We start from the raw sequence: 22,237 nt of genomic DNA on the forward strand, positions 1-22,237 counted from the left end.
CTGCCGGCCGCTCGCCAACGAGGCGCGCCGCACTGGCCACTTCTGGAGAAACAACGATGCTATTAGCCACCGACCTGGATGGAACCTTTCTCGCCGGCGATCCCGAGGATCGCCTGAGCCTCTATCAGACCATCGCCGCTCACCCCGAGATCAAGCTCGCCTACGTCACCGGGCGCAGCCTGGAGGCGGTGCTGCCGCTGCTGGCCGACCCGACGCTGCCGCAGCCGGATTACATCATCGCCGACGTCGGGGCGACCCTGGTGCACGGCGACAGCCTGCAGCCGATCCAGCCGCTGCAGAGCCTGGTCGATGCCCACTGGCCCGGTGAGAGCCAGGTCGCCAGCGCCATCGAATCCTTCGGCCTGGAACGCCAGGACGTGCCGCAGGCGCGCCGCTGTTCCTACTTCTGCACGCCCGAGCAGGCGGCCAACCCGGCGCTGCGCGAAGCAGCGGAGCAGCTGGGCTGCGACCTGCTGTACTCCGCCGAGCTGTACCTGGACTTCCTGCCCCGGGGCGTGAACAAGGGCAGCAGCCTCAAGGCCCTGGCCGACTGGCTGGAGCTGAACCATGACCAGGTGCTGGCGGCGGGCGACACGCTCAACGACCTGTCCATGCTCAGCGCCAGCTTCCATGGCGTGTGCGTCGGCCAGTCCGAGGGCGCGCTGCTGGAAGCCACCCGTCATCATTCGCGGACCCTGCACGCCAACCGCCCCGGCTGTGGCGGCATCCTCGAGGCCTTCGCCCACTTCGGCTTCCTCGGCGAGCACGGCATCGCCGCCGAACGTCGCCAGGCGGCACAACCTGGCAAGTCCGAACTGGTGATGGTCTATCACCGCCTACCCTACGAGGAATACCGCAACGCCGCCGGCAAGCTGCAGCGTCGCCGTCCCACCTCGCCCAACGGCATCATCCCGACCCTGCTGAGTTTCTTCGGCGACGGCCGCCCCGGCTCTTGGGTCGCCTGGGCCGTGCACGAGGACGACGACGAGCCGTTCGACAGCCACACCACGGTGGATGCCGAGCGCTATCCCAAGCTCACCGCAGCGCGGGTCAAGCTGAGCAAGGAAGAGGTCGACATCTTCTACAAGCGCTTCTCCAAGGAGGCCTTCTGGCCGACCCTGCACACCTTCTGGGAGCGCGCCACCTTCAACGAGGACGACTGGCAGATCTTTCTCAAGGTCAACCGCGCCTTCGCCGAGCGCACCGCGCTGGAAGCCGCCGAAGGCGCCATCGTCTGGCTGCACGACTACAACCTGTGGATGGTCCCGGCCTACCTGCGCGAGCTGCGCCCGGACCTGCGCATCGCCTTCTTCCACCACACCTACTTCCCCTCGGCGGACGTGTTCAACGTGCTGCCCTGGCGCCGGCAGATCGTCGGCAGCCTGCTGCAGTGCGACTACATCGGTTTCCACATCCCGCGCCAGGTGGAGAACTTCGTCGACGTCGCCCGTGGCGTGTTCCCGCTCAAGACCCTGGAACGGCAGAACTGCGCGCCGCGCTTCATCACCTACGGCTGCGCCGTGGGTCTGGAGCGCATGACCACCGCCCTCGACACCGGCACCCGCCAGGTCAAGCTCGGCGCCCATCCGGTCGGGCTGGACATCGACCGCGTGCGCAGCGCCCTGGAGGCGCCGAAGATCAAGGAGCTGATGGGCCAGCTGCGTGAGGAGATGAAAGGCGTCAAGCTGATCCTCTCGGTGGAACGCCTCGACTACACCAAGGGCATCCTGGAAAAGCTCAACGCCTACGAGCGTCTGCTCGCGGACAATCCCGAGCTGATCGGCAAGGTCACCCTGGTCACCGTGTGCGTACCGGCAGCCAAGGAAATGACCATCTACGACGAGCTGCAGACGCAGATCGAACAGGCCGTGGGGCGCATCAATGGCCGCTTCGCACGGATCGGCTGGACGCCGCTGCAGTTTTTCTTCCGCAGCCTGCCGTTCGAGGAAGTCAGCGCCTGGTACGCCATGGCCGACGTGATGTGGATCACCCCGCTGCGTGACGGCCTCAACCTGGTGGCCAAGGAGTTCGTCGCCGCCCAGGGCCTGCTCGACGGACGTGGCGTGCTGGTGCTGTCGGAGTTCGCCGGCGCGGCAGCCGAACTCAAGGGGGCGCTGCTGACCAACCCGCATGACCCGGCCGACCTGGCGCAGACCTGCTACCTGGCCCTCAACCTGCCGAAGAGCGAGGCGCAGGCGCGCCTGCGCGAGCTGTTCGATATCGTCTGCTACAACGACATCCGCCGCTGGGGCGAGGAATTCCTCGCCGGCGTGCAGCTCCAGCAGGAGCCCGAGCCGCTGACGCTGGTGAGCTAGCAGCACCAACGGGCGGAGGCTGTGCCTTGCGGCAGGCGCTTCAGCGGCGAGCTTCTCGACTGATCGCGGCTGAAGCCCCTCCCACCGAGCACCGTCGGATAGCTGCTCGTGCAGGAGCCGCCTCAGTTTTTCGCGGCTAACGCGCAATGCCGCGCAGGGTGCAATCCCGCGTTCCCGGATTGCACCCTGCCGCCGTCAGCCCTGCTGGCTATCGACCACGCAGTTGATCATCCACGGCACACCGAAACGGTCGGTGAGCATGGCGAAGCGGGTCGCCCAGAAGGTGGCCTGCAGCGCCATCTGCACCTCGCCCCCCTCCGAGAGTGCCGCGTACAGCCGTTCGGCCTCGGGCACGTTGTCCACCTGCAGGGAAATCGAGCAGCCCTTGATACCCTCATGCGGGTACTGCGGGATGGTGTCGGATGCCATCAGCACCTGGTCGCCCGCCGTCAGGCACACGTGCATCACCCGGTCATGGAACTGCGCCGGCACCTCGCCGGCCTCCGGGCTGTCAGCGAAGCGCATCAGCTCCAGCTTGCCGCCCAGCAGCTCGGCGTAGAAGTTGAAGGCCGCTTCGCACTGGCCGTCGAAGATCAGATAGGCATGGATTTTCATCGATTCTCTCCTCAGTCTTCAGCGCACATGCGTGCGCGAATGCGTTCTTCCTGCTCACGCAACTCGGGGGTGAACTCGGCGCCGAAATCCTCGGCATCGAAGATCTGCCGAATCTCGATGTCGGACTCGCCAGGCATGGGATTGGGGCAACGCTTGACCCAGTCGATGCAGGCCTGCAGCGACTCGACCTGGAAGATCCAGAAACCGGCCACCAGCTCCTTGGTTTCCATGAACGGGCCATCGATCACCGTGCGCTGCGCGCCGGAAAAGCGCACCCGCGCGCCCTTCGAGCTGGGGTGCAGGCCTTCGGCGGCCTGGATCACACCGGCCGCCGCCAGTTCCTCGTTGTACTGACCCATGGCCGTCAGCAGCTCCTCGCTGGGCATCATGCCGGCCTCGGAATCTGCGGTTGCTTTGACAATCACCATGAAACGCATCGCCTTTCTCCTTGTTCGAGTCGAATCGCGCGCAGGGCGTCTCCCTACGGCTGACAGTGAACCCTGGGCGGGGTTCTATGCAGTAGTCGAACGGGCAACGGAAGAATCGACAGGCGCCGGAAAAAAAATTTCAGCGCACGTTCGACGCTGCGAACCGGCGTCGCCGCCCACCCCACTGAATGAACGCCCGGCGACAGCACGCGCTGCACGCCGGACCCAGGCCACTCTAGTACAGGGTCGAGCGATTGGGCGCCCAATTGCCGGGCGCCGCACGGGAGGGATCGATGAACGAGGGTGCGCCCGGCGCACCGACACCGGCTCGGCTCAGACGCGGAAGCGGCTGACCAGCACCTGCAGATGGTTGCCCAGTCGCGCCAGTTCCACCGAGCTGGCCGCCGTTTCCTCGCTGGCAGCGGCGGTCTGTTCGGCAACCTCGCGCACGTTGAGCACGCTGCGGCCGATCTCCTCGGCAACCGCGCCCTGCTGCTCGGCAGCCGCAGCGATCTGCTGGTTCATCGACTGGATGTTGGAGACCTTCTGGTTGATCACCCCCAGCGCCGAGCCGGCCTTGCGCGCCAGCTCGACACTGCCTTCGGTCAGGCCACGGCTTTCCGCCAGCACGCCCGCTACCTGCTGGGTACCACGCTGCAAGGCCCCGATCAGCGCCTCGATCTCCTCGGTGGACTGCTGCGTGCGCCGCGCCAGGCCGCGCACCTCGTCGGCCACCACGGCAAAACCGCGCCCGGCCTCGCCGGCGCGGGCGGCTTCGATGGCAGCGTTGAGCGCCAGCAGGTTGGTCTGATCGGCAACGGCCTTGATCACGTCCATCACGCTGCCGATCTTCTCGCTTTCCTTCTGCAGCAGGTTCATCGCATCGGTAGAGCGCACCATTTCGCTGGCCAGCACCTCGATCTGCTCGATCGCCTCGTTCACCACCTGATCGCCCTGGTGCGCCTCGGCGTCGGCATCGGCGGCCGCGAGCGATGCCTGCTCGGCATTGCGCGCCACCTCGTTCACCGTCGCGGACATTTCCTGCATGGCGGTCGCGACCTGATCGGTCTCCTGCTTCTGGCTGTTGACCCCGGCGCTGGTCTGCTCGGTCACCGCCGACAGTTCTTCGGCGGCACTGGCGATCTGGCTCACGCTGTCACGAATGCCACCGATGAGCTCGCGCAGGGATTGGCCCATGCGCTGGACGCCTTGCTGCAGCACGCCGATCTCGTCGCGGCGCGTGCTCGGCGGCAGATCGGTGAGGTCGCCGGAGGCGATGCGCTCCACCACCGCCAGCGTGTCACCCAGCGGCCGGGTGATCTGCCGGGTGATCAGGATCGCCGAACCGATGCCGATGGCCAGCGCCACCAGCGTGGTGATCAGCTGCATGGACTTGGCGGCGGCCGTGTCGCTGTCACGCTGCAGCACCTGGTTGTGGATGAGCTGATCGCTCAGTTTGACGATTTCGTTGCCGGTCCGGTCCAATTCGTCACGCGCCGCGATCGCCGCCGTGTTGGCCTGCTGGAAGGCCGTCACCACCGCCCGGTAGCTGTCGAAGCCACGCTGAATGGCTTCGACCTGCGCCGCACTCTCGCTGCCCATCGACACCTCGAGCTGAGCCAGGCTGTCGGCGGTTCGCTGCACCTGGCGAACCACCGCGGCTTCGCTGTCGGCATTGACCTTGGCGGTGTAGCCACGCACCTCGTAGCGCATCAGCTGGATGCCTTCCTTGGCATCACGCATGGCCCGGTAGCGCACCTGCCGCTGCGGGTCGTAGTCCGGCATGCGCGCGATCACCGCGTCGAGGGCCTCGATCTCGGCGAAGACTTCACGGGCCAGGCGGCCCATCTCCTGGCGCGTCGCGGCGGCGTCGGCGAAGGCGCTGCGCATGGTCGTCAGGGCCTCCTGATAATGGGCGATCTGGCCGTTCTGCTGCTTGAGCAGGCGGATGTTATCGGCCGACCTGAAGTTGCCCATGATGCGCTCATGCGATGCACGGTAGAGGTCGAGCGCACGCTGCATCTCGTCTCCCAGCGCCTTGTCGCCGTTGCTCATGACGTAACGCACGCGGTTGACTCTCAGGTCATCGAGCAGGTTGTTGACCTCATTGATCTCGATGACCCGCTGGCCGCGCTCGATGAGGCGGCCGATACCGTCCCAGCCGGTGATCGCCAGAAGCAGGGTAAGCAGAAGCACGAGGCCGAAGCTGATAGCGAGCTTGAGGGTGACACTGACATTGCCGAGCCATTTGCTCATGAAATTCTCCGTCCAAGGAATGGGGATTGGATATCCGCTGGAGAATTGTTCTTGTTGCCAGCACGCTAACCACGGCACTCGGAAGTGACTGATCGGTCGACGATATCATGGCGCCACTATTAAGTCATCATTCAACTAGATGACCATATAAGTGACCTTGGACGGAAATTGATCGAGCGCCCTGCTTCAGCCCAACAGCTGCAAGGCCTCGGCGCTGCACTGCTGGATCCGCGCCCAGTCGCCGTTCTCCACCCACTCGCGCTGGAACATCCAGGTACCGCCCACGCACATGACGTTGGGCTGCTCCATGTAGCGCTGCAGGTTGTCCGGATTGACGCCGCCGGTAGGACAGAAGCGCACGCCACCGAAAGGCCCGGACAGCGCCTTGAGCGCCGCGACGCCGCCGCACAGCTCCGCCGGGAACAGCTTGAAGCGGCGGTAGCCGAGGGCGTAGCCGACCATCAGCTCCGAGGCGCTGCTCACCCCCGGCAGCAAGGGCAAGGGATTGTCCAGCGCCGCCAGCAGCAGCTCGCGCGTGCTCCCCGGCGTGACGATGAACTGCGCGCCAGCGGCGGTGGCCGCCTCCAGCATCTGCTCATCCAGCACGGTGCCGGCACCGACGCAGAGCTCGGGCCGTTCGGCGCGCAGACGACGGATCGCCTCCAGGCCGTGCTCCGAGCGCAGGGTCACTTCCAGCACGCGCAGACCACCTGCCGCCAGGGCATCGGCCAGCGGCAGGATGTCCGCCTCGCGGGCGATGGTGATCACCGGCATGATCCGCGCCTGGGCACAGATGCGGTCGATCTCGGCGATTTTTTCGGCCATGCGCGCGCGCTGGTCTTGGTCGAGGCTGGTCATGTCAGGGGCACCAATGAATTTCGAGAGGGGAATGCAGGAAAGCGCGGATCGGCAGCTCGGCGATCTCACCCGGCAGCAGCGCCGCGCTCAGTGTGTTCAGTTTCGCCTGGCCCTGGATCGCCAGCAGCGGCAGGCGCGCACGGGCCAGTACCGGCAGGGTCAGGGTCAGGCGCTGCGTCGGCTCGCTCGGCGCGAGCATCGCCAGGACGCGGCGCGGGCAATCCGCCTGCAGCGCCTGCCGCAGGTGGGCGCTGCCGGGGAACAGCGAGGCGGTATGGCCATCGTCGCCCATGCCCAGCACCAGCACATCGATGTCTGCCATCTCGGCGACGGCGGCATCGGCCAGCTCGGCGGCCTGCTCATGGCTGCCGGCGACCTGATAGAGGCTGAGAAAGCGCGCCTCGGCAGCCGCCCCGCGCAACAGATGACGGCGCACCAGGGCTTCGTTGCTGGCGGCATGATTGACCGGCACCCAGCGCTCGTCGGCCAGGCTCACCAGCACCTGCGCCCAGGGCAGCGCCTGCTGCGCCAGCGCCTCGAAGAACGCCACCGGGCTGCGCCCGCCGGACACCACCAGGATCGCCTGGCCACGCTCGGCAAGCGCCTGGCGCAGTGCAGCGGCAACGCGCTGCGCCAGTGCCTCGGCCAGTTGCCCGGCATCGCCGTGCGCGCAGCCGTTGACCCCCGGCGGCAACGGCAGCTCAGAGATCGCCATACCAGCTCCTCCCGTCGCGAGTGATCAGCGCCACCGAGGCCATCGGCCCCCAGCTGCCTGCCGTGTAGGGTTTCGGCGCTTCGCCCAGACGCTGCCAGCCGTCGATCAGCTGATCGCACCACTGCCAGGCATACTCGATCTCGTCCTTGCGTACGAACAGGTTCTGGTTGCCGCGCATCACCTCCAGCAGCAACCGCTCGTAGGCGTCGGGGATGCGGGCGCTGCGATAGGTGTCGGAGAAGCTCAGCTGCAGCGGGCCGCTGCGCAGCTGCATGCCCTTGTCCAGCCCCTGGTCCTTGGTCAGCACCTGCAGGGCGATGCCCTCGTCCGGCTGCAGGCGGATGATCAGCTTGTTGCCGATCAGCTGGCGCTGCTCCGGGGCGAAGATGTAGTGCGGCGGCGCCTTGAAGTGAATGACGATCTGCGACAGCTTCTGCGGCATGCGCTTGCCGGTGCGCAGGTAGAACGGCACGCCGGCCCAGCGCCAGTTGCGGATGTCCGCACGCAGGGCGACGAAGGTCTCGGTATCGCTCTGCGTGTTGGAGTTCTCTTCCTCCAGGTAGCCGGGCACCGGCCGCCCGTCGCTGCTGCCGGCGACGTACTGGCCGCGCACCACGCGCTGGCCGAGCTGCTCGACGCTGATCGGCTCCAGCGCCTTGAGCACCTTGACCTTCTCGTCACGGATGCTGTCGGCGGAGAGGTCGCTGGGCGGGTCCATGGCGATCAGGCAGAGCAGCTGCAGCAGGTGATTCTGGATCATGTCGCGCAACTGCCCGGCCTGATCGAAGTAGCCCCAGCGCCCTTCGATCCCCACCTTCTCGGCCACGGTGATTTCCACGTGGGAGATATGGTTCTGGTTCCACTGGGTCTCGAACAGGCTGTTGGCGAAACGCAGGGCGATCAGGTTCTGCACCGTCTCCTTGCCCAGGTAATGGTCGATGCGATAGACGCGGTTCTCGGGGAACACCCGGGCCACCGCATCGTTGACCGCGCGCGAGGACGCCAGGTCGTGACCGATGGGTTTCTCCAGCACCACCCGCGTGCCCTCGGCCAGGCCGACGGCCGCCAGGTTGCTGCAGATGCCGCCATAGACGGAGGCCGGCGTGGCGAAGTAGGCGATCAGTTGATCCTGCGGACTGACGTGCTCGAGCAGCGCCGCGTAGTCCTCGGCCTTGAGAAAATCCATGCTCAGGTAGTTCAGCCGCGCCAGGAAACGCGAGAGGTCGACGTCCGTCAGTTCCTTGGCCGGCACATGCAGGCGCAGCGCCTGCTCGATGGCGCCCAGGTGGCTGTCCGGGGTCCCGGCCTCGCGGGCCAGCGCCAGGATGCGCGTGCCATCGTGCAGCAAACCGGCACGATCGAGTTGGTAAAGCGCGGGAAACAGCTTGCGCAAGGCGAGATCACCCAGGGCACCGAACAGGGCGAAGGTACAGGATTCAAGCTTGATTGCGGCCATGAGATTGTTCTTTTATCAAGATGCGTTAGAAATACCGGTTGATAAGGGTTTTATCAAGGGTAAATATTGTTATAGCAACAACATTATTTTCTAGAACAGAGAAGTCGGTGGAGACCATCGAGCGTCATCAGTAGGATAGGCCGGCTGTCTTACCGCCCGTCGCGATGCCGCCACCCCCGTTCAACCGCCTGTTAGGAGCCCCTATGGACCGCGTGCGCAACCTGCTGGAAAAGATCCAGAGCCGCCTGGACGACCTGAACAAGGCTGAACGCAAGGTCGCCGAGGTGATCCTCTACGACCCCCAGCAGGCCACCCGCTTCAGCATTGCCGCTCTCGCCCAGGCTGCCGGGGTCAGCGAGCCGACGGTCAACCGCTTCTGCCGCTCCTTCGGCGCCAACGGCTACCCGGAACTGAAGATGCAGCTGGCGCAGAGCCTGGCCAGTGGCGCCGCCTACGTCAGCCGTGCGGTGTCCGCCGACGACGGCCCCGAGGCCTACACCCGGAAGATCTTCGGCAGCACCATCGCCTCGCTCGACGCCGCCTGCCAGAGCCTCGACGCACAGCACGTCAGCCGCGCCGTCGACCTGCTGATCCAGGCGCGGCAGATCCATTTCTTCGGCCTCGGCGCCTCGTCCTCGGTGGCGCTGGACGCACAGCACAAGTTCTTCCGCTTCAACCTGGCGGTGTCGGCCCACTCCGACGTGCTGATGCAGCGCATGATCGCCTCGGTGGCGCACACCGGCGACCTGTTCGTGATCATTTCCTACACCGGGCGCACCCGCGAACTGGTGGAGGTCGCCCGCCTGGCGCGCGAGAACGGCGCCTCGGTGCTCGGCCTCACCGCCGCCGGCTCGCCGCTGGCCAAGGCCAGCACCCTGAGCCTGGACATTCCGCTACCGGAAGACACCGACATCTACATGCCGATGACCTCGCGCATCATCCAGCTCACCGTGCTCGACGTGCTCGCCACCGGCGTCACCCTGCGCCGTGGCGTGGACTTCCAGCCGCACCTGCGCAAGATCAAGGAGAGCCTCAGCGCCAGCCGCTACCCGGCGGACGAGGAACCGCTGTAAGGCGTCTGCAGGAGCGGGCTGGCTCGCGATCCGTGCCCTCCTGGAAAAAGCATCGCCGGCAAGCCGGTTCCTACGACCCGGGTACGCAGCGCTACACGCAGCGGCTGCGTACCCGACCCGACCAGCAGCGCTTCTGCTAGGCTGGCCGACTTTTCCGAACCTGCCAGGAAACACACCATGCAAGCCCTGATCACCCTCAGCCGCTTCATCGGCAACACCTTCGCCGTCTGGGTGCTGCTGTTCGCCATCGCGGCCTTCTTCCAGCCCAGCTGGTTCCTGCCGCTGACCGCCTGGATCGTCCCGCTGCTCGGGCTGATCATGTTCGGCATGGGCCTGACCCTCAAGGCTGCCGACTTCCAGGAAGTCGCGCGCCGGCCACTGGCGGTGCTGCTCGGCGTGGTGGCGCAATTCAGCATCATGCCGCTGCTGGCCTGGGCGCTGTGCCAGGCCTTCGCGCTGCCGGCGGAAATCGCCGTCGGCGTGATACTGGTGGGCTGCTGCCCGGGCGGCACCGCCTCCAACGTCATCACCTGGTTCGCCCGTGGCGACCTGGCGCTGTCGGTGTCGATCACCGCCGTGACCACCCTGCTCGCCCCGCTGGTGACGCCCGCGCTGATCTGGCTGCTGGCCTCGGAATGGCTGCCGGTGTCCTTCAGCGCCATGTTCATTTCCATCCTCAAGATGGTGCTGCTGCCCATCGTGCTCGGCCTGGTCGCCCAGCGCCTGCTGGGTGAGCGGGTGAAGACCGCCGTCGAGGTGCTGCCGCTGATATCGGTGGTGAGCATCGTCGCCATCGTCGCGGCGGTGGTGGCCGCCAGCCAGGGCAAGATCGCCGAATCCGGCCTGCTGATCATGGCCGTGGTGATCCTGCACAACGGCATCGGCCTGGGCCTGGGCTACCTGGCCGGACGCCTGTTCGGCATGTCGCTGGCGCAACGCAAGACCCTGTCCATCGAGGTCGGCATGCAGAACTCCGGCCTCGGCGCCGCCCTGGCCAGCGCCCACTTCAGCCCGCTGGCCGCCGTGCCCAGCGCCCTGTTCAGCGTCTGGCACAACCTCTCCGGGCCACTGCTGGCGACCCTCTACCGGCGCATGGGCCAGGGCACAGGCACGCACAGCGACTGAGCCCAGCACTCGCACCAATCCGGGGCGCCTTGCCCCGGGCGCGCCGATATGCACAATAATGGCGCACGCGAGGACGACCTCCACACCCTGAGCCCAGGGTGGCTCATCCGGGGACGGCCCCTTCAGTCACCCCTGGAGGCTATATGTCCTGGATCATCCTGCTGCTCGCCGGCCTGTTCGAAGTCGGCTGGGCCATCGGCCTGAAATACACCGACGGCTTCACCCGCCCCCTGCCCACCGCCCTGACCGTCTGCGCGATGCTGATCAGCCTTGGCCTGCTCGGCCTGGCCATGAAGGAACTGCCGCTGGGCACGGCCTACGCCATCTGGACCGGTGTCGGCGCCGTGGGCACGGTGATCGCCGGCATCATTCTGTTCGGTGAATCGATGGCCCTGCTGCGCCTGGCCAGCGTGGCGCTGATCGTCTGCGGGCTGATCGGACTCAAGCTGAGCCATTGAGCCCGATCAGCCCGGCGGGAGGTGCTTCAGCAGCGCGGCGCCGCCTGCATGACTGCAGCCCTCCCCCCCTGAATTCAGATCAACGCCAGTCCCCGCGCAGCTCCGCCACCTGCGCCTGCAGCACCTCGCGCCTGGCGTCCTGCGCGGCGACGGGCTGGCCCGCCACCAGGCACACCCGCGACCACAGGCGCTTGAACAAGCCCTTGTGCGGGTCACGGCTGAAGAAGCTGCCCCACAGGCCCTGCAAGGCCATGGGGATCACCGGCACCGGGTTCTCGTCGAGAATGCGCTCGACCCCGGCCTTGAACTCGTCGATCTCGCCATCGGTGGTCAGCTTGCCCTCGGGGAAGATGCACACCAGCTCGCCATTGCGCAGGTACTCGGCGATCTTCTTGAACGCCGCGTCGTAGATCAGCAGGTCCTCGTTGCGCCCGGCGATCGGCACGGTGCCGGCCGTGCGGAAGACGAAGTTGAGCACCGGCAGGTCGTAGATCCGGTAGTACATGACGAACCGAATCGGCCGCCGCACCGCACCACCGATCAGCAGTGCATCGACGAAGGACACGTGGTTGCACACCAGCACCGCAGCGCCTTCGTCAGGGATCGCCTCGAGCCCCTTGTGCTCGACCCGGTACATCGAACGCCCGAGCAGCCAGATGAGAAAGCGCATGCTGAACTCGGGGACGATCTTGAAGATGTAGCTGTTGACCGCGATGTTCATCAGCGACACCACCAGGAACAGCTGCGGAATCGACAGCCCGGCGACGCTGAGGAAGAGAATCGCGACGATGGCCGAGACCACCATGAACAGCGCATTGAGGATGTTGTTGGCGGCGATCACCCGCGCCCGCTCGTGCTCCGCCGTGCGCGACTGGATCAGCGCATACAGCGGCACGATGTAGAAGCCGCCGAACAGGCCGATGCCGAGGATGCAGCCGAGGATCCACCAGGCCTGGCCATGGCCCAGCAGCGCCAACCAGTCATGCGGCGCGGCGCCCTGCGGAAAGCCGCCGGAGAACCACCAAAGCAGGATGCCGAACAGGGTAAGGCCGATGGAGCCGAACGGCACCAGGCCGATCTCCACCTTGTGCCCGCTCATGCGCTCGCACAGCATCGACCCCAGGCCGATGCCCAGCGAGAACACGGTGAGGATCAGCGTCACCACGCTCTCGTCGCCGTACAGCCACTCCTTGGAGTAGGCCGGAATCTGCGTCAGGTAAATCGCGCCGAGAAACCAGAACCAGGAGTTGCCCACCAGCGAGCGCGACACCGCCGGGCGCTGGCCCAGGCCGAGCTTCATGATCACCCAGGACTGGCGGAAGATGTTCCAGTCCAGCTGCAACTCCGGCATGGCCGCCGAGGCCTTCGGAATGCCCTGACTGGCCAGGTAGCCGAGCACCGCCACCCCCACCACCGAAGCGGCGACGATGGGCGCGTAGCTGCTGCTGGCCATCATCACCCCGGCACCGATGGTGCCCGCGAGGATCGCCAGGAAGGTGCCCATTTCCACCAGCGCGTTGCCCCCCACCAGCTCCTGCTCCTGCAGGTGCTGCGGCAGGATCGAATACTTCACCGGGCCGAACAGCGCCGACTGCGTGCCCATGGCGAACAGCACGCCGAGCATCAGCGGCAGGCTGTCGAGCAGCACCCCGGCAGCCCCGGCGAGCATGATGAAGATCTCGGCGAGCTTGATCTTGCGGATCAGCGCGTCCTTGGCGAACTTCTCGCCGAACTGGCCGCCCAGCGCGGAAAACAGAAAGAACGGCAGGATGAACAGCAGCGCGCAGAGATTGACCAGCAGATCGCGGTCGACGCCAGTGTTGAGCTTGAAGAGGATGGCGAGAATCAGCGACTGCTTGAAGATGTTGTCGTTGAAGGCGCCGAGCAATTGCGTCATGAAGAACGGCAGGAAGCGCTTCTTGCCGAGCAGGGCGAATTGCGATTGTTGGGTCATCGTCCATGGTCCTCGCGGGGGTTGGTTTGCCCGCACAGGCATTTGACTGCAAATACCCTCCAGAAAGCCACAGCGCAAATGCGAACGCCTTGGCGATCACGCGGAGCCGCAGGGCGAATGTCGCCTCTCACATCCACCAGCACCGTAGGGTGGATGTCGCCTTTTACATCCACCAGAGCGATGGATCGCTGAAGCGTGCCCCCATTCGTGCACGCCCAGAAAAACGAGCAAAAAAAACGGCAGCCCAATCGGGCTACCGTTCTCGAACTCGGAGAAAACGTCAGCGCCTCGCACTGACTACAACCTCACCTGCATTCCCTGAGGAATGCAGGCGCAGTCTGACAAAAGCCCGGGGCAACGTCCGTTTAGCTTTGTTAACTGCCTGCAAAGAAATGTAAACGATGGATGACTGGGCGGTCCGCCGCGCGGCACAATCGCGGCCATGAATGCCTACCACCCCGCCTGCTGCAGCCCGCTCGACGACCACGACCCACTGCCCCGCCCGCTGGCCGGTGCGCAGCTGATCAGCACGCGCTTCGACCCCACGCAGCTGGCCGCCGACGACTTCCCCCGCTGCGCCATCGCGCCAGTGCGCGGCGTGGCCAAGCGCCAGGCCGAATACCTGGCCGGTCGCCTCTGCGCCCGCGAAGCCCTGCGCCGCGTGACCGGCAACGCCCAGGTGCCGGCCGTCGGTGACGATCGTGCGCCGCAGTGGCCGTCAGGCGTCGCCGGCTCGATCACCCACGGCGACAACTGGGCCGCCGCGCTGGTCGCCCCGCGCAATCGCTGGCGCGCCCTGGGCCTGGACGTGGAACGCCTGCTGCCGACGGAGCGCGCCCTGCGCCTGCAGGGAGAGATTCTCACCGAGGCCGAGCTGCAGCGCCTGCAGCCTCTGGACGACGCGGCCCGCGCCCTGCGCATCAGCCTGACCTTCTCGCTGAAGGAAAGCCTGTTCAAGGCGCTCTACCCGCTGACCCTGACGCGCTTCTATTTCCACGACGCCGAGCTGCTCGAGGCCGATCACGACAGCGCCCGCCTGCGCCTGCTGATCGACCTGCACCCGGACTGGCGCACGGGCGCCGAGCTGGAGGGCCAGTTCGCCCGGTTCGACGACAGGCTGCTGAGCCTGGTCGCCGTGGCGGCCTGAGCGCCCTACTCCCCCTGAAGCCGTGGCCACACCAGGCTGAAGCGCGCACCGCCGAGGCTGTCGCTGCAACCGATCTGCGCCCGACCGCCATGCCAGTAGATGATCCGCCGCACGATGGACAGGCCGAGGCCGTGCCCGCCGGAGGCCCGCGTGCGACTGTCGTCGAGACGCAGGAAGGGGCTGAACAGGCGCTCCCAGGCCTCTTCCGGCACGCCCGGACCGTCGTCCTCGACATCGATCCGGCAGCGTTTGTAGCCCACCTGGCAACTGATCAGCACACGCCCCTCGGCATGACGCATGGCGTTGCTCACCAGGTTCTGCAGGGCACGGTGCAGGTAGCGCGGTTCGGCTTCGACCCAGCACACCCCGCCCGCCTGCACGCTGAGCACCGCGCCGCACTCCACGCGCACCCGATTGCTCAGCGGTGCCAGCTCGTCGATCACCTGGTCGATCAGCGCCTTGAGCTCCACCTGCTGGAAATTCAGCGCCGGTGAGCCCTGCTCCAGGCGCGCGTAGGTGAGCATCTCGTCGACCAGCTTGTCGAGGTCCTGGATGTCGCTGTCCATGCCCTCCATGTACGTGCTGCGCGCCGCCTCGTTCGGCGCATCGGCGATCATCTCCAGGCCGAAGCGCAGGCGCGCCACCGGCGTGCGCAGCTCGTGGGACACCGCCCGCACCAGCTCGCGCTGGGTACTCAGCGAAGTCTGCAGGTGCTCGGCCATGGCGTTGAAGCTGCTCGCCAGGCGCCCCACCGAGTCGGCGCCACGCGCCGGCACGCGGGCATCCAGGCGGCCACTGGCAATCCGCGTGGCGGCGCCCTCGAGCCCGCGCAGGCGCTGCTCCAGGGAGCGCACCAGCAGGTAGACGATCAGGCCGATCAGGCTCAGCCCCAGCGCGCCGATCAGCACCAGCAGCTGCGGCGGATAGGGATTCATCTGGTACAGCGGACCGATCTCCAGCACCCAGGGCGTGTCGACGATGCCGGAGAAGACATAGATCGAGTCACCACCCTTGCCCAGCGCCATCACCGTGTCGCCCTCGTCGATCCGCCGACGCTGGTCGAGGTCGATGCTGGCATCCTCCAGTTGCACCAGTTGCAGGTCGAAGCCGAACTGCTTGTCCTCCTTCAGCTCGGCCAGGCGGCGCGGCTGCTCGTCCACCGGATAGCGCACCAGCTCGTCGATCAGCAGGTAGTTGGTGGCCCGCGCCAGCTGCTCGCTGACCTGCTGGATCTCGCCGGTCAGCAGCAACGGCTGCTTGCCGTCGAGCAGGCCATAGACCCTGGCCGAGTGCGGCCCGGTCTGCTGCACCAGCACGTGGCCGCGCTGCAGGCGATTGCGCTCGCGGCTCTCCAGCGCCACGTCGCTCATCGCCTGCAGCTCCAGGGGAATACCGAGCAGCCGCGACCACACCACCAGGGCGCGCCGGCGCTCCACCTCGTTCATCGGCAGCAGGTTGTCCGCCATCAGGCGAAAGGTGCCGCGCGCCAGGCTTTCACGGTACTGGTCGGCGCGCACCTCGTTGACCAGGTGCAGCGCGCCGACGCCGAGCAGCGCCACCAGCACCAGCGCGGCGAGCATGCCGCCGTAGATACGCAGGAAGATCGAATTCATGGGCGCCCGGTCAGTTGCGCACGACGGGCGCCGCGTCGCCGTGCGGCAGCGCCTCGGCGGCTTCGGCGACGAACAGGTAGCCCTTGCTGCGCACCGTCTTGATCAGGCGCGGGTGCATGGGGTCGTCGCCGATCTTCGGGCGAATGCGCGAGATGCGCACGTCGATGGAACGGTCCTGGCCGTCGTACTCGATGCCGCGCAGGGCGTTGAAGATCTCCTCGCGCGAGAGGATGCGCCCGGCGTTGACCGCCAGCAGCCAGAGCAGGTCGAACTCGGCGCTGGTCAGCTCGATGCCCTGCTCGCCGAGCCAGGCCTCGCGCATGGCGCTGTCGATGGCCAGCGGGCCGAACTGCAGGCGTCGTGGCTGGCCTTCGTCGCGCTCGCCCTCCGCGCCTTCGCGCCTTCGCAGCAGCGCCCGGATGCGCGCCAGCAACACACGCGGGCGCACCGGCTTGCACACATAGTCGTCGGCGCCCATCTCCAGGCCCAGCACCTGGTCCATGTCGTCGGTGCGGGCGGTGAGCATCAGGATCGGCCCCTTGTAGCCCGCACGCACCTTGCGGCAGATGCTCAGGCCGTCTTCGCCCGGCAGCATCAGGTCGAGGATCACCAGGTCCGGCTGCTCGGCGAGAATGCGCGCGGCGGCACGGGCGCCATCGGCCTCGATGGCCACGCGCAAACCGTTGCCTTCCAGATACTCGCGGGTCAACTGCGCCAGGCGTTGGTCATCCTCGACGATCAGAATCTGCCACGCTTCTTGTTCCACACCCTATCCCCTTTCGCATGCCGGCCAGTGCCGCAACCACAGCGGCCATTCTAGGGCTTGTCAGCACCTCGGTGCGAGCGGCAAACCAGGCTCCTTCGCCGCACGCCAGGCGCTAGCACAGCACATGCCAAGATCACTACATATAGTGTTAGTCTGTGCGGCACCGGGCAGCTTCGCCAACGCGTGCAAATCCTTCCGTCAGGGGCGACGAACGGTCATCGGCAGCCAGAGCCAGAGAACACGGGCGCTTGGCCCGGCACACCCACAAGGCACTCACATCTTATCCACAGGTTGTTCTTTTCCCGGCGCCTTGCAATGCCTCAAACAGCGCACTATCTTGTATCCCCATCGCGCGACACCCACCAGATGTTGGGTCACAACGAAAAACTGGACACTACAAGAACGCATCGCGCAAGCCCTTTTCACAGGGTTTTCCAGGTATTTCGTTCAAACGTTTTGCACGACCCGGGCCTGACCCGGGTCATGGCCACGCCGCATCGCTCGACGATACGCGTGAGCAGGTCAGACAGTGAACAGATTCAGCTGTCGACCACTATATGTAGTAGGTGAGGTGCCGTAATGCCTCGCCAGACTTATGCGCCAGGACGGCACTTCAAGTCGTGCCCACCCTGCCAGCTCTTGCGACACCCCGTGCCCGGCCTCGCCTGCCGCGTGCGGAACAGTTGTTAATGGAATGAACGGCGGACAAGGCGCGGCATCTACTGTCGTGACGTCCAACCAGAAAATTACAGAACACGGAGATCTCCATGCATACCGACACCACTCGCGAGAACCCGCAGGCCGTGGCGCCGCAGGCCGCCGATTCCTCCCAGGATCTGGCAGCCACCGCGCCCGGCCAACTGCGCGTGATCAAGCGCAACGGCACCGTCGTCCCCTACACCGATGACAAGATCACCGTTGCCATCACCAAGGCGTTCCTCGCTGTGGAAGGTGGCACCGCCGCCGCCTCGTCGCGTATCCATGACACCGTCGCGCGCCTGACCGAGCAGGTCACCGCCACCTTCAAGCGCCGCATGCCGTCCGGCGGCACCATCCACATCGAAGAGATCCAGGACCAGGTCGAACTGGCCCTGATGCGCGCCGGCGAGCAGAAGGTCGCCCGTGACTACGTGATCTACCGCGAAGCCCAGGCCAACAAGCGCAAGAGCGCCAACGCCGGCAGCGACATCGCACAGCCGCACCCGAGCATCCGCATCACTACCGCCAGCGGTGAACTGCAGCCGCTGGACATGGGCCGCCTGCAGACCATCATCCGCGAAGCCTGCGAAGGCCTGGCCGAGGTCGACGGTTCGCTGATCGAGCGCGAAACCCTGAAGAACCTGTACGACGGCGTGGCCGAGAAAGACGTCAACACCGCCCTGGTGATGACCGCCCGTACCCTGGTCGAGCGTGAGCCGAACTACAGCTACGTCACCGCCCGCCTGCTGATGGACAACATCCGCGCCGAGGCCCTGAGCTTCCTCGACATCACCAGCAGCGCCACTCACCACGAGATGGCCGACCTGTACGCCAAGGCCCTGCCGGCCTACGTCGACAAAGGCGCCGAGTTCGAGCTGCTCGACCCGAAACTGAAAGAGTACGACCTGGAGAAACTGGGCCGCGCGCTGAACCACGAGCGTGACCAGCAGTTCACCTACCTCGGCCTGCAGACCCTGTACGACCGCTACTTCATCCACAAGGACGGCATCCGCTTCGAACTGCCGCAGGTGTTCTTCATGCGCGTGGCCATGGGCCTGGCCATCGAAGAGCCGAAGAACCGCGAAGAGCGTGCCATCGAGTTCTACAACCTGCTGTCCTCGTTCGACTACATGGCGTCGACCCCGACCCTGTTCAACGCCGGCACCCTGCGTCCGCAGCTGTCCTCGTGCTACCTGACCACCGTGCCGGACGACCTGTCGGGCATCTACGGCGCCATCCACGACAACGCCATGCTGTCCAAATTCGCCGGCGGCCTGGGCAACGACTGGACCCCGGTGCGCGCGCTGGGCTCCTACATCAAGGGCACCAACGGCAAGTCCCAGGGCGTCGTGCCCTTCCTCAAGGTGGTCAACGACACCGCCGTCGCCGTCAACCAGGGTGGCAAGCGCAAGGGCGCGGTCTGCGCATACCTGGAAACCTGGCACATGGACATCGAGGAATTCCTCGAGCTGCGCAAGAACACCGGTGACGACCGTCGTCGTACCCACGACATGAACACCGCCAACTGGATTCCGGACCTGTTCATGAAGCGCGTCTTCGAAGACGGCAAGTGGACCCTGTTCTCCCCGAGCGAAGTACCGGACCTGCACGACCTGACCGGCAAGGCCTTCGAAGAGCGCTACGAGTACTACGAAGCCCTGATCGAGTACGGCAAGATCAAGCTGTACAAGACCATCCAGGCCAAGGACCTGTGGCGCAAGATGCTCTCGATGCTGTTCGAGACCGGCCACCCGTGGCTGACCTTCAAGGACCCGTGCAACCTGCGCAGCCCGCAGCAGCACGTCGGCGTGGTACACAGCTCCAACCTGTGCACCGAGATCACCCTGAACACCAACAAGGACGAGATCGCCGTCTGCAACCTGGGTTCGGTCAACCTGGTCAACCACATCGTCGACGGCAAGCTGGACATCGAGAAACTCGGCCGCACCGTCAAGACCGCTGTACGCATGCTCGATAACGTCATCGACATCAACTACTACAGCGTCGACCAGGCGCGTAACTCCAACTTCAAGCACCGTCCGGTCGGCCTCGGCCTGATGGGCTTCCAGGACGCCCTGTACCTGCAGCACATCGCCTACGGTTCCGATGCCGCCATCGACTTCGCCGACAAGTCGATGGAAGCCATCAGCTACTACGCCATCCAGGCCTCCTGTGACCTGGCCGACGAGCGCGGCAGCTACAGCAGCTTCGAAGGTTCGCTGTGGAGCAAGGGCATCCTGCCGCTGGACTCCCAGCAACTGCTGATCGAAGCCCGTGGCCAGAAGTACATCGACGTCGACCTCTCCGAGTCGCTGGACTGGGCGCCGGTGCGCGAGCGCGTGAAGAAAGGCATCCGCAACTCGAACATCATGGCCATCGCGCCGACCGCGACCATCTCCAACATCATTGGCGTGTCGCAGTCCATCGAGCCGACCTACCAGAACCTGTACGTGAAATCGAACCTCTCCGGCGAATTCACCGTGATCAACCCCTACCTGGTACGCGACCTGAAGAACCGCGGCCTGTGGGACCCGGTCATGGTCAACGACCTGAAGTACTACGACGGCTCCGTGCAGCAGATCGAGCGCATCCCGCAGGACCTCAAGGACCTGTACGCCACCGCGTTCGAAGTGGAAACCAAGTGGATCGTCGACGCCGCCAGCCGCCGCCAGAAGTGGATCGACCAGGCGCAGTCGCTGAACCTGTACATCGCCGGCGCTTCGGGCAAGAAGCTGGACGTGACCTACCGCATGGCCTGGTACCGTGGTCTGAAAACCACCTACTACCTCCGTGCCCTGGCCGCCACCAGCACCGAGAAGTCCACCATCAACACCGGCAAGCTCAACGCGGTATCCGCTGGTGGTGACGACGGCTTCTCGGCCAAGGCCCAGGCCCCTGCCCAGCAAGCCGCCCCGGCCCCGGCGCCAGTACCGAAAGCCTGCGCCATCGACGAACCCGACTGCGAGGCGTGCCAGTAAGCGCGCGTATCTGAGCGGCGCCCGCGTCGTTGCCTGGCAGGCCGGCCCCCATCACGTACTGAAGTACGCTCAGGGGCTCCGACCTACCAGGCGCCTAGCGCTCACTCGCTCAGCTACACGCTCGAAGGTCTGCTGCAGTTCTAAAGCAAATCAGCGGTAAATCCCCTCTCCCGCTTGCGGGAGAGGGTCAGGGAGAGGGCAAGGCTCTTCCGTAGGAGCGGCTTCAGCCGCGAAAATCGCGGATAAATCCGCTCCTACGCAAACCTTGCCCCTCTCACAATTTCCCGCCCCTCCTCCTCCGGGTCGAGCGGCAACGGTCAGCCAGCAATCCACCGCCTGCTGACCAGCGGTACCCGATCACCCTTGCGCGCACCACGCAACGGAACATAATTCAAATTATCTGTATATCCATACAGGCCGGTACATTCGCCGGCCCTCACGCAGGAGCCAAGCCATGCTGAGCTGGGATGAATTCGACAAGGAAGACGGCGCCGAAGCAGTCGCCGCAAGCAAAGCCACCGCACAGAGCGCCAGCACCAACTTCGACAAGCTCGACAGCGAAGCTGCCGGCTCGGTCGAAGAAGCGCGCGCCGTTGACGCCAACGACTCCGACGCCGTCGCCCGCGCCAAGAAGGCCCTGAACGACCTCGACATCCAGGAAGGCCTGGACGACCTCGAAGGCGCCGCCGCGCGCGTACAGGTCGGCGACAAGCAGATGATCAACGCCCGCGCCGACCTCAACCAGCTCGTACCCTTCAAGTACGACTGGGCCTGGCAGAAGTATCTGGATGGTTGCGCCAACCACTGGATGCCGCAGGAAGTGAACATGAACGCCGACATCGCGCTGTGGAAATCCACGGACGGTCTCAGCGAAGACGAGCGCCGCATCGTCATGCGCAACCTCGGCTTCTTCTCCACCGCCGACAGCCTGGTTGCCAACAACCTGGTCCTGGCCGTGTACCGCCTGATCACCAACCCCGAGTGCCGCCAGTACATCCTGCGCCAGGCCTTCGAGGAAGCGATCCACACCCACGCCTACCAGTACTGCATCGAGTCGCTGGGCATGGATGAAGGCGAGATCTTCAACATGTACCACGAGATCCCGAGCGTCGCGAAGAAAGCCTCCTGGGGCCTCAAGTACACCCGCTCGATTTCCGATCCCAAGTTCCAGACCGGCACCCCGGAAACCGACCGCCAGTTCCTGCGCAACCTGATCGCCTACTACTGCGTACTGGAAGGCATCTTCTTCTACTGCGGCTTCACCCAGATCCTGTCCATGGGCCGCCGCAACAAGATGACCGGCACCGCCGAGCAGTTCCAGTACATCCTGCGCGACGAATCCATGCACCTGAACTTCGGCATCGACGTGATCAACCAGATCAAGATCGAGAACCCGCACCTGTGGGATGCCCAGATGAAGGACGAAGCGACCCAGATGATCCTGCAGGGCACCCAGCTGGAGATCGAATACGCGCGTGACACCATGCCGCGCGGCGTACTGGGCATGAACGCGGCGATGATGGAGGACTACCTCAAATTCATCGCCAACCGTCGCCTGACCCAGATCGGCCTGAAGGAAGAATACCCGGGCACCACCAACCCCTTCCCGTGGATGAGCGAGATCATGGACCTGAAGAAGGAGAAGAACTTCTTCGAGACCCGAGTGATCGAGTATCAGACTGGTGGGGCGTTGAGCTGGGATTGATTCCTGGGTCTGGACCGTTAGGAACACTCAAAAGCGCTTTGCCTGGATATGGATGTTCAGCCTAGCGAGAGAAAAT

At 65.5% G+C, this 22,237-nt stretch carries 16 protein-coding genes; 7 read left to right on the forward strand and 9 right to left on the reverse strand.

The features are described from left to right. Positions 1 to 56: 56 nt before the first annotated feature. On the forward strand, positions 57 to 2,315 hold the full coding sequence (ggpS, locus tag JLK41_RS17730; protein ID WP_047588528.1) for a glucosylglycerol-phosphate synthase: 2,259 nt from the start codon (positions 57 to 59) through the stop codon (positions 2,313 to 2,315). A 195-nt stretch (positions 2,316 to 2,510) separates the two neighbouring features. On the opposite strand, the gene JLK41_RS17735 is transcribed toward ggpS, so the two are convergent. From JLK41_RS17735 to zwf, 6 genes are all read right to left on the reverse strand, one after another. After that, positions 2,511 to 2,930, reverse strand: coding sequence for a VOC family protein (locus JLK41_RS17735; RefSeq protein WP_037056387.1), 420 nt, complete (start codon positions 2,928 to 2,930; stop codon positions 2,511 to 2,513). Between the two features lie 11 nt (positions 2,931 to 2,941). Further along, positions 2,942 to 3,367 carry a YciI family protein gene (locus tag JLK41_RS17740; protein ID WP_037056390.1) on the reverse strand — a complete coding sequence of 142 codons (426 nt, stop codon included), beginning with the start codon at positions 3,365 to 3,367 and terminating at the stop codon, positions 2,942 to 2,944. Positions 3,368 to 3,691: 324 nt separating this feature from the next. Then, positions 3,692 to 5,614 (reverse strand): methyl-accepting chemotaxis protein, encoded by a 1,923-nt coding sequence (locus JLK41_RS17745; RefSeq protein WP_210389481.1) that lies wholly within the window; start codon positions 5,612 to 5,614, stop codon positions 3,692 to 3,694. A gap of 186 nt (positions 5,615 to 5,800) precedes the next feature. Continuing rightward, positions 5,801 to 6,472 (reverse strand): bifunctional 4-hydroxy-2-oxoglutarate aldolase/2-dehydro-3-deoxy-phosphogluconate aldolase, encoded by a 672-nt coding sequence (locus JLK41_RS17750; RefSeq protein ID WP_037056395.1) that lies wholly within the window; start codon positions 6,470 to 6,472, stop codon positions 5,801 to 5,803. 1 nt (position 6,473) lies between these two features. After that, positions 6,474 to 7,187 carry a 6-phosphogluconolactonase gene (pgl, locus tag JLK41_RS17755; protein ID WP_210389482.1) on the reverse strand — a complete coding sequence of 238 codons (714 nt, stop codon included), beginning with the start codon at positions 7,185 to 7,187 and terminating at the stop codon, positions 6,474 to 6,476. After that, positions 7,174 to 8,643 carry a glucose-6-phosphate dehydrogenase gene (gene zwf, locus JLK41_RS17760; RefSeq protein ID WP_210389483.1) on the reverse strand — a complete coding sequence of 490 codons (1,470 nt, stop codon included), beginning with the start codon at positions 8,641 to 8,643 and terminating at the stop codon, positions 7,174 to 7,176. Before zwf ends, pgl begins: the two co-directional genes overlap by 14 nt. Positions 8,644 to 8,846: 203 nt before the next feature. On the opposite strand from zwf, the gene JLK41_RS17765 reads away from it, so the two are divergent. The 3 genes from JLK41_RS17765 (at position 8,847) to sugE (ending at position 11,299) form a co-directional block, all read left to right on the forward strand. After that, positions 8,847 to 9,716: a MurR/RpiR family transcriptional regulator gene (locus tag JLK41_RS17765; RefSeq protein ID WP_037056402.1), complete on the forward strand. Its 870-nt coding sequence runs from the start codon at positions 8,847 to 8,849 to the stop codon at positions 9,714 to 9,716. A gap of 177 nt (positions 9,717 to 9,893) precedes the next feature. Then, on the forward strand, positions 9,894 to 10,841 hold the full coding sequence (locus tag JLK41_RS17770; protein WP_037056404.1) for a bile acid:sodium symporter family protein: 948 nt from the start codon (positions 9,894 to 9,896) through the stop codon (positions 10,839 to 10,841). Between the two features lie 143 nt (positions 10,842 to 10,984). Then, positions 10,985 to 11,299, forward strand: a complete 315-nt coding sequence (gene sugE, locus JLK41_RS17775; RefSeq protein ID WP_037056406.1) for a quaternary ammonium compound efflux SMR transporter SugE — start codon at positions 10,985 to 10,987, stop codon at positions 11,297 to 11,299. Between the two features lie 79 nt (positions 11,300 to 11,378). On the opposite strand, the gene JLK41_RS17780 is transcribed toward sugE, so the two are convergent. Then, on the reverse strand, positions 11,379 to 13,253 hold the full coding sequence (locus tag JLK41_RS17780) for an MFS transporter (RefSeq protein WP_210389484.1): 1,875 nt from the start codon (positions 13,251 to 13,253) through the stop codon (positions 11,379 to 11,381). 442 nt (positions 13,254 to 13,695) lie between these two features. On the opposite strand from JLK41_RS17780, the gene JLK41_RS17785 reads away from it, so the two are divergent. Beyond that, the gene (locus JLK41_RS17785) at positions 13,696 to 14,400 is read left to right on the forward strand and encodes a 4'-phosphopantetheinyl transferase family protein (protein ID WP_134677208.1); all 705 of its coding nucleotides are present in this window, start codon (positions 13,696 to 13,698) and stop codon (positions 14,398 to 14,400) included. A 5-nt stretch (positions 14,401 to 14,405) separates the two neighbouring features. Here the strand turns inward: JLK41_RS17785 and JLK41_RS17790 are convergent, their stop codons facing one another. Together JLK41_RS17790 and JLK41_RS17795 are read right to left on the reverse strand one after the other, a co-directional pair. Beyond that, positions 14,406 to 16,013, reverse strand: a complete 1,608-nt coding sequence (locus tag JLK41_RS17790; protein ID WP_210389485.1) for an ATP-binding protein — start codon at positions 16,011 to 16,013, stop codon at positions 14,406 to 14,408. Between the two features lie 10 nt (positions 16,014 to 16,023). Then, complete coding sequence (locus JLK41_RS17795; RefSeq protein WP_047590854.1) at positions 16,024 to 16,779, reverse strand: response regulator; 756 nt, start codon at positions 16,777 to 16,779, stop codon at positions 16,024 to 16,026. Between the two features lie 767 nt (positions 16,780 to 17,546). On the opposite strand from JLK41_RS17795, the gene JLK41_RS17800 reads away from it, so the two are divergent. Further along, positions 17,547 to 20,456: a ribonucleoside-diphosphate reductase subunit alpha gene (locus JLK41_RS17800; RefSeq protein ID WP_175254230.1), complete on the forward strand. Its 2,910-nt coding sequence runs from the start codon at positions 17,547 to 17,549 to the stop codon at positions 20,454 to 20,456. A gap of 454 nt (positions 20,457 to 20,910) precedes the next feature. Next, positions 20,911 to 22,161, forward strand: a complete 1,251-nt coding sequence (locus tag JLK41_RS17805) for a ribonucleotide-diphosphate reductase subunit beta (protein WP_037056419.1) — start codon at positions 20,911 to 20,913, stop codon at positions 22,159 to 22,161. The last annotated feature ends 76 nt before the right edge of the window (positions 22,162 to 22,237 follow it).

This window comes from Ectopseudomonas khazarica, assembly GCF_017915135.1.
GTDB lineage: Bacteria > Pseudomonadota > Gammaproteobacteria > Pseudomonadales > Pseudomonadaceae > Aquipseudomonas > Aquipseudomonas khazarica.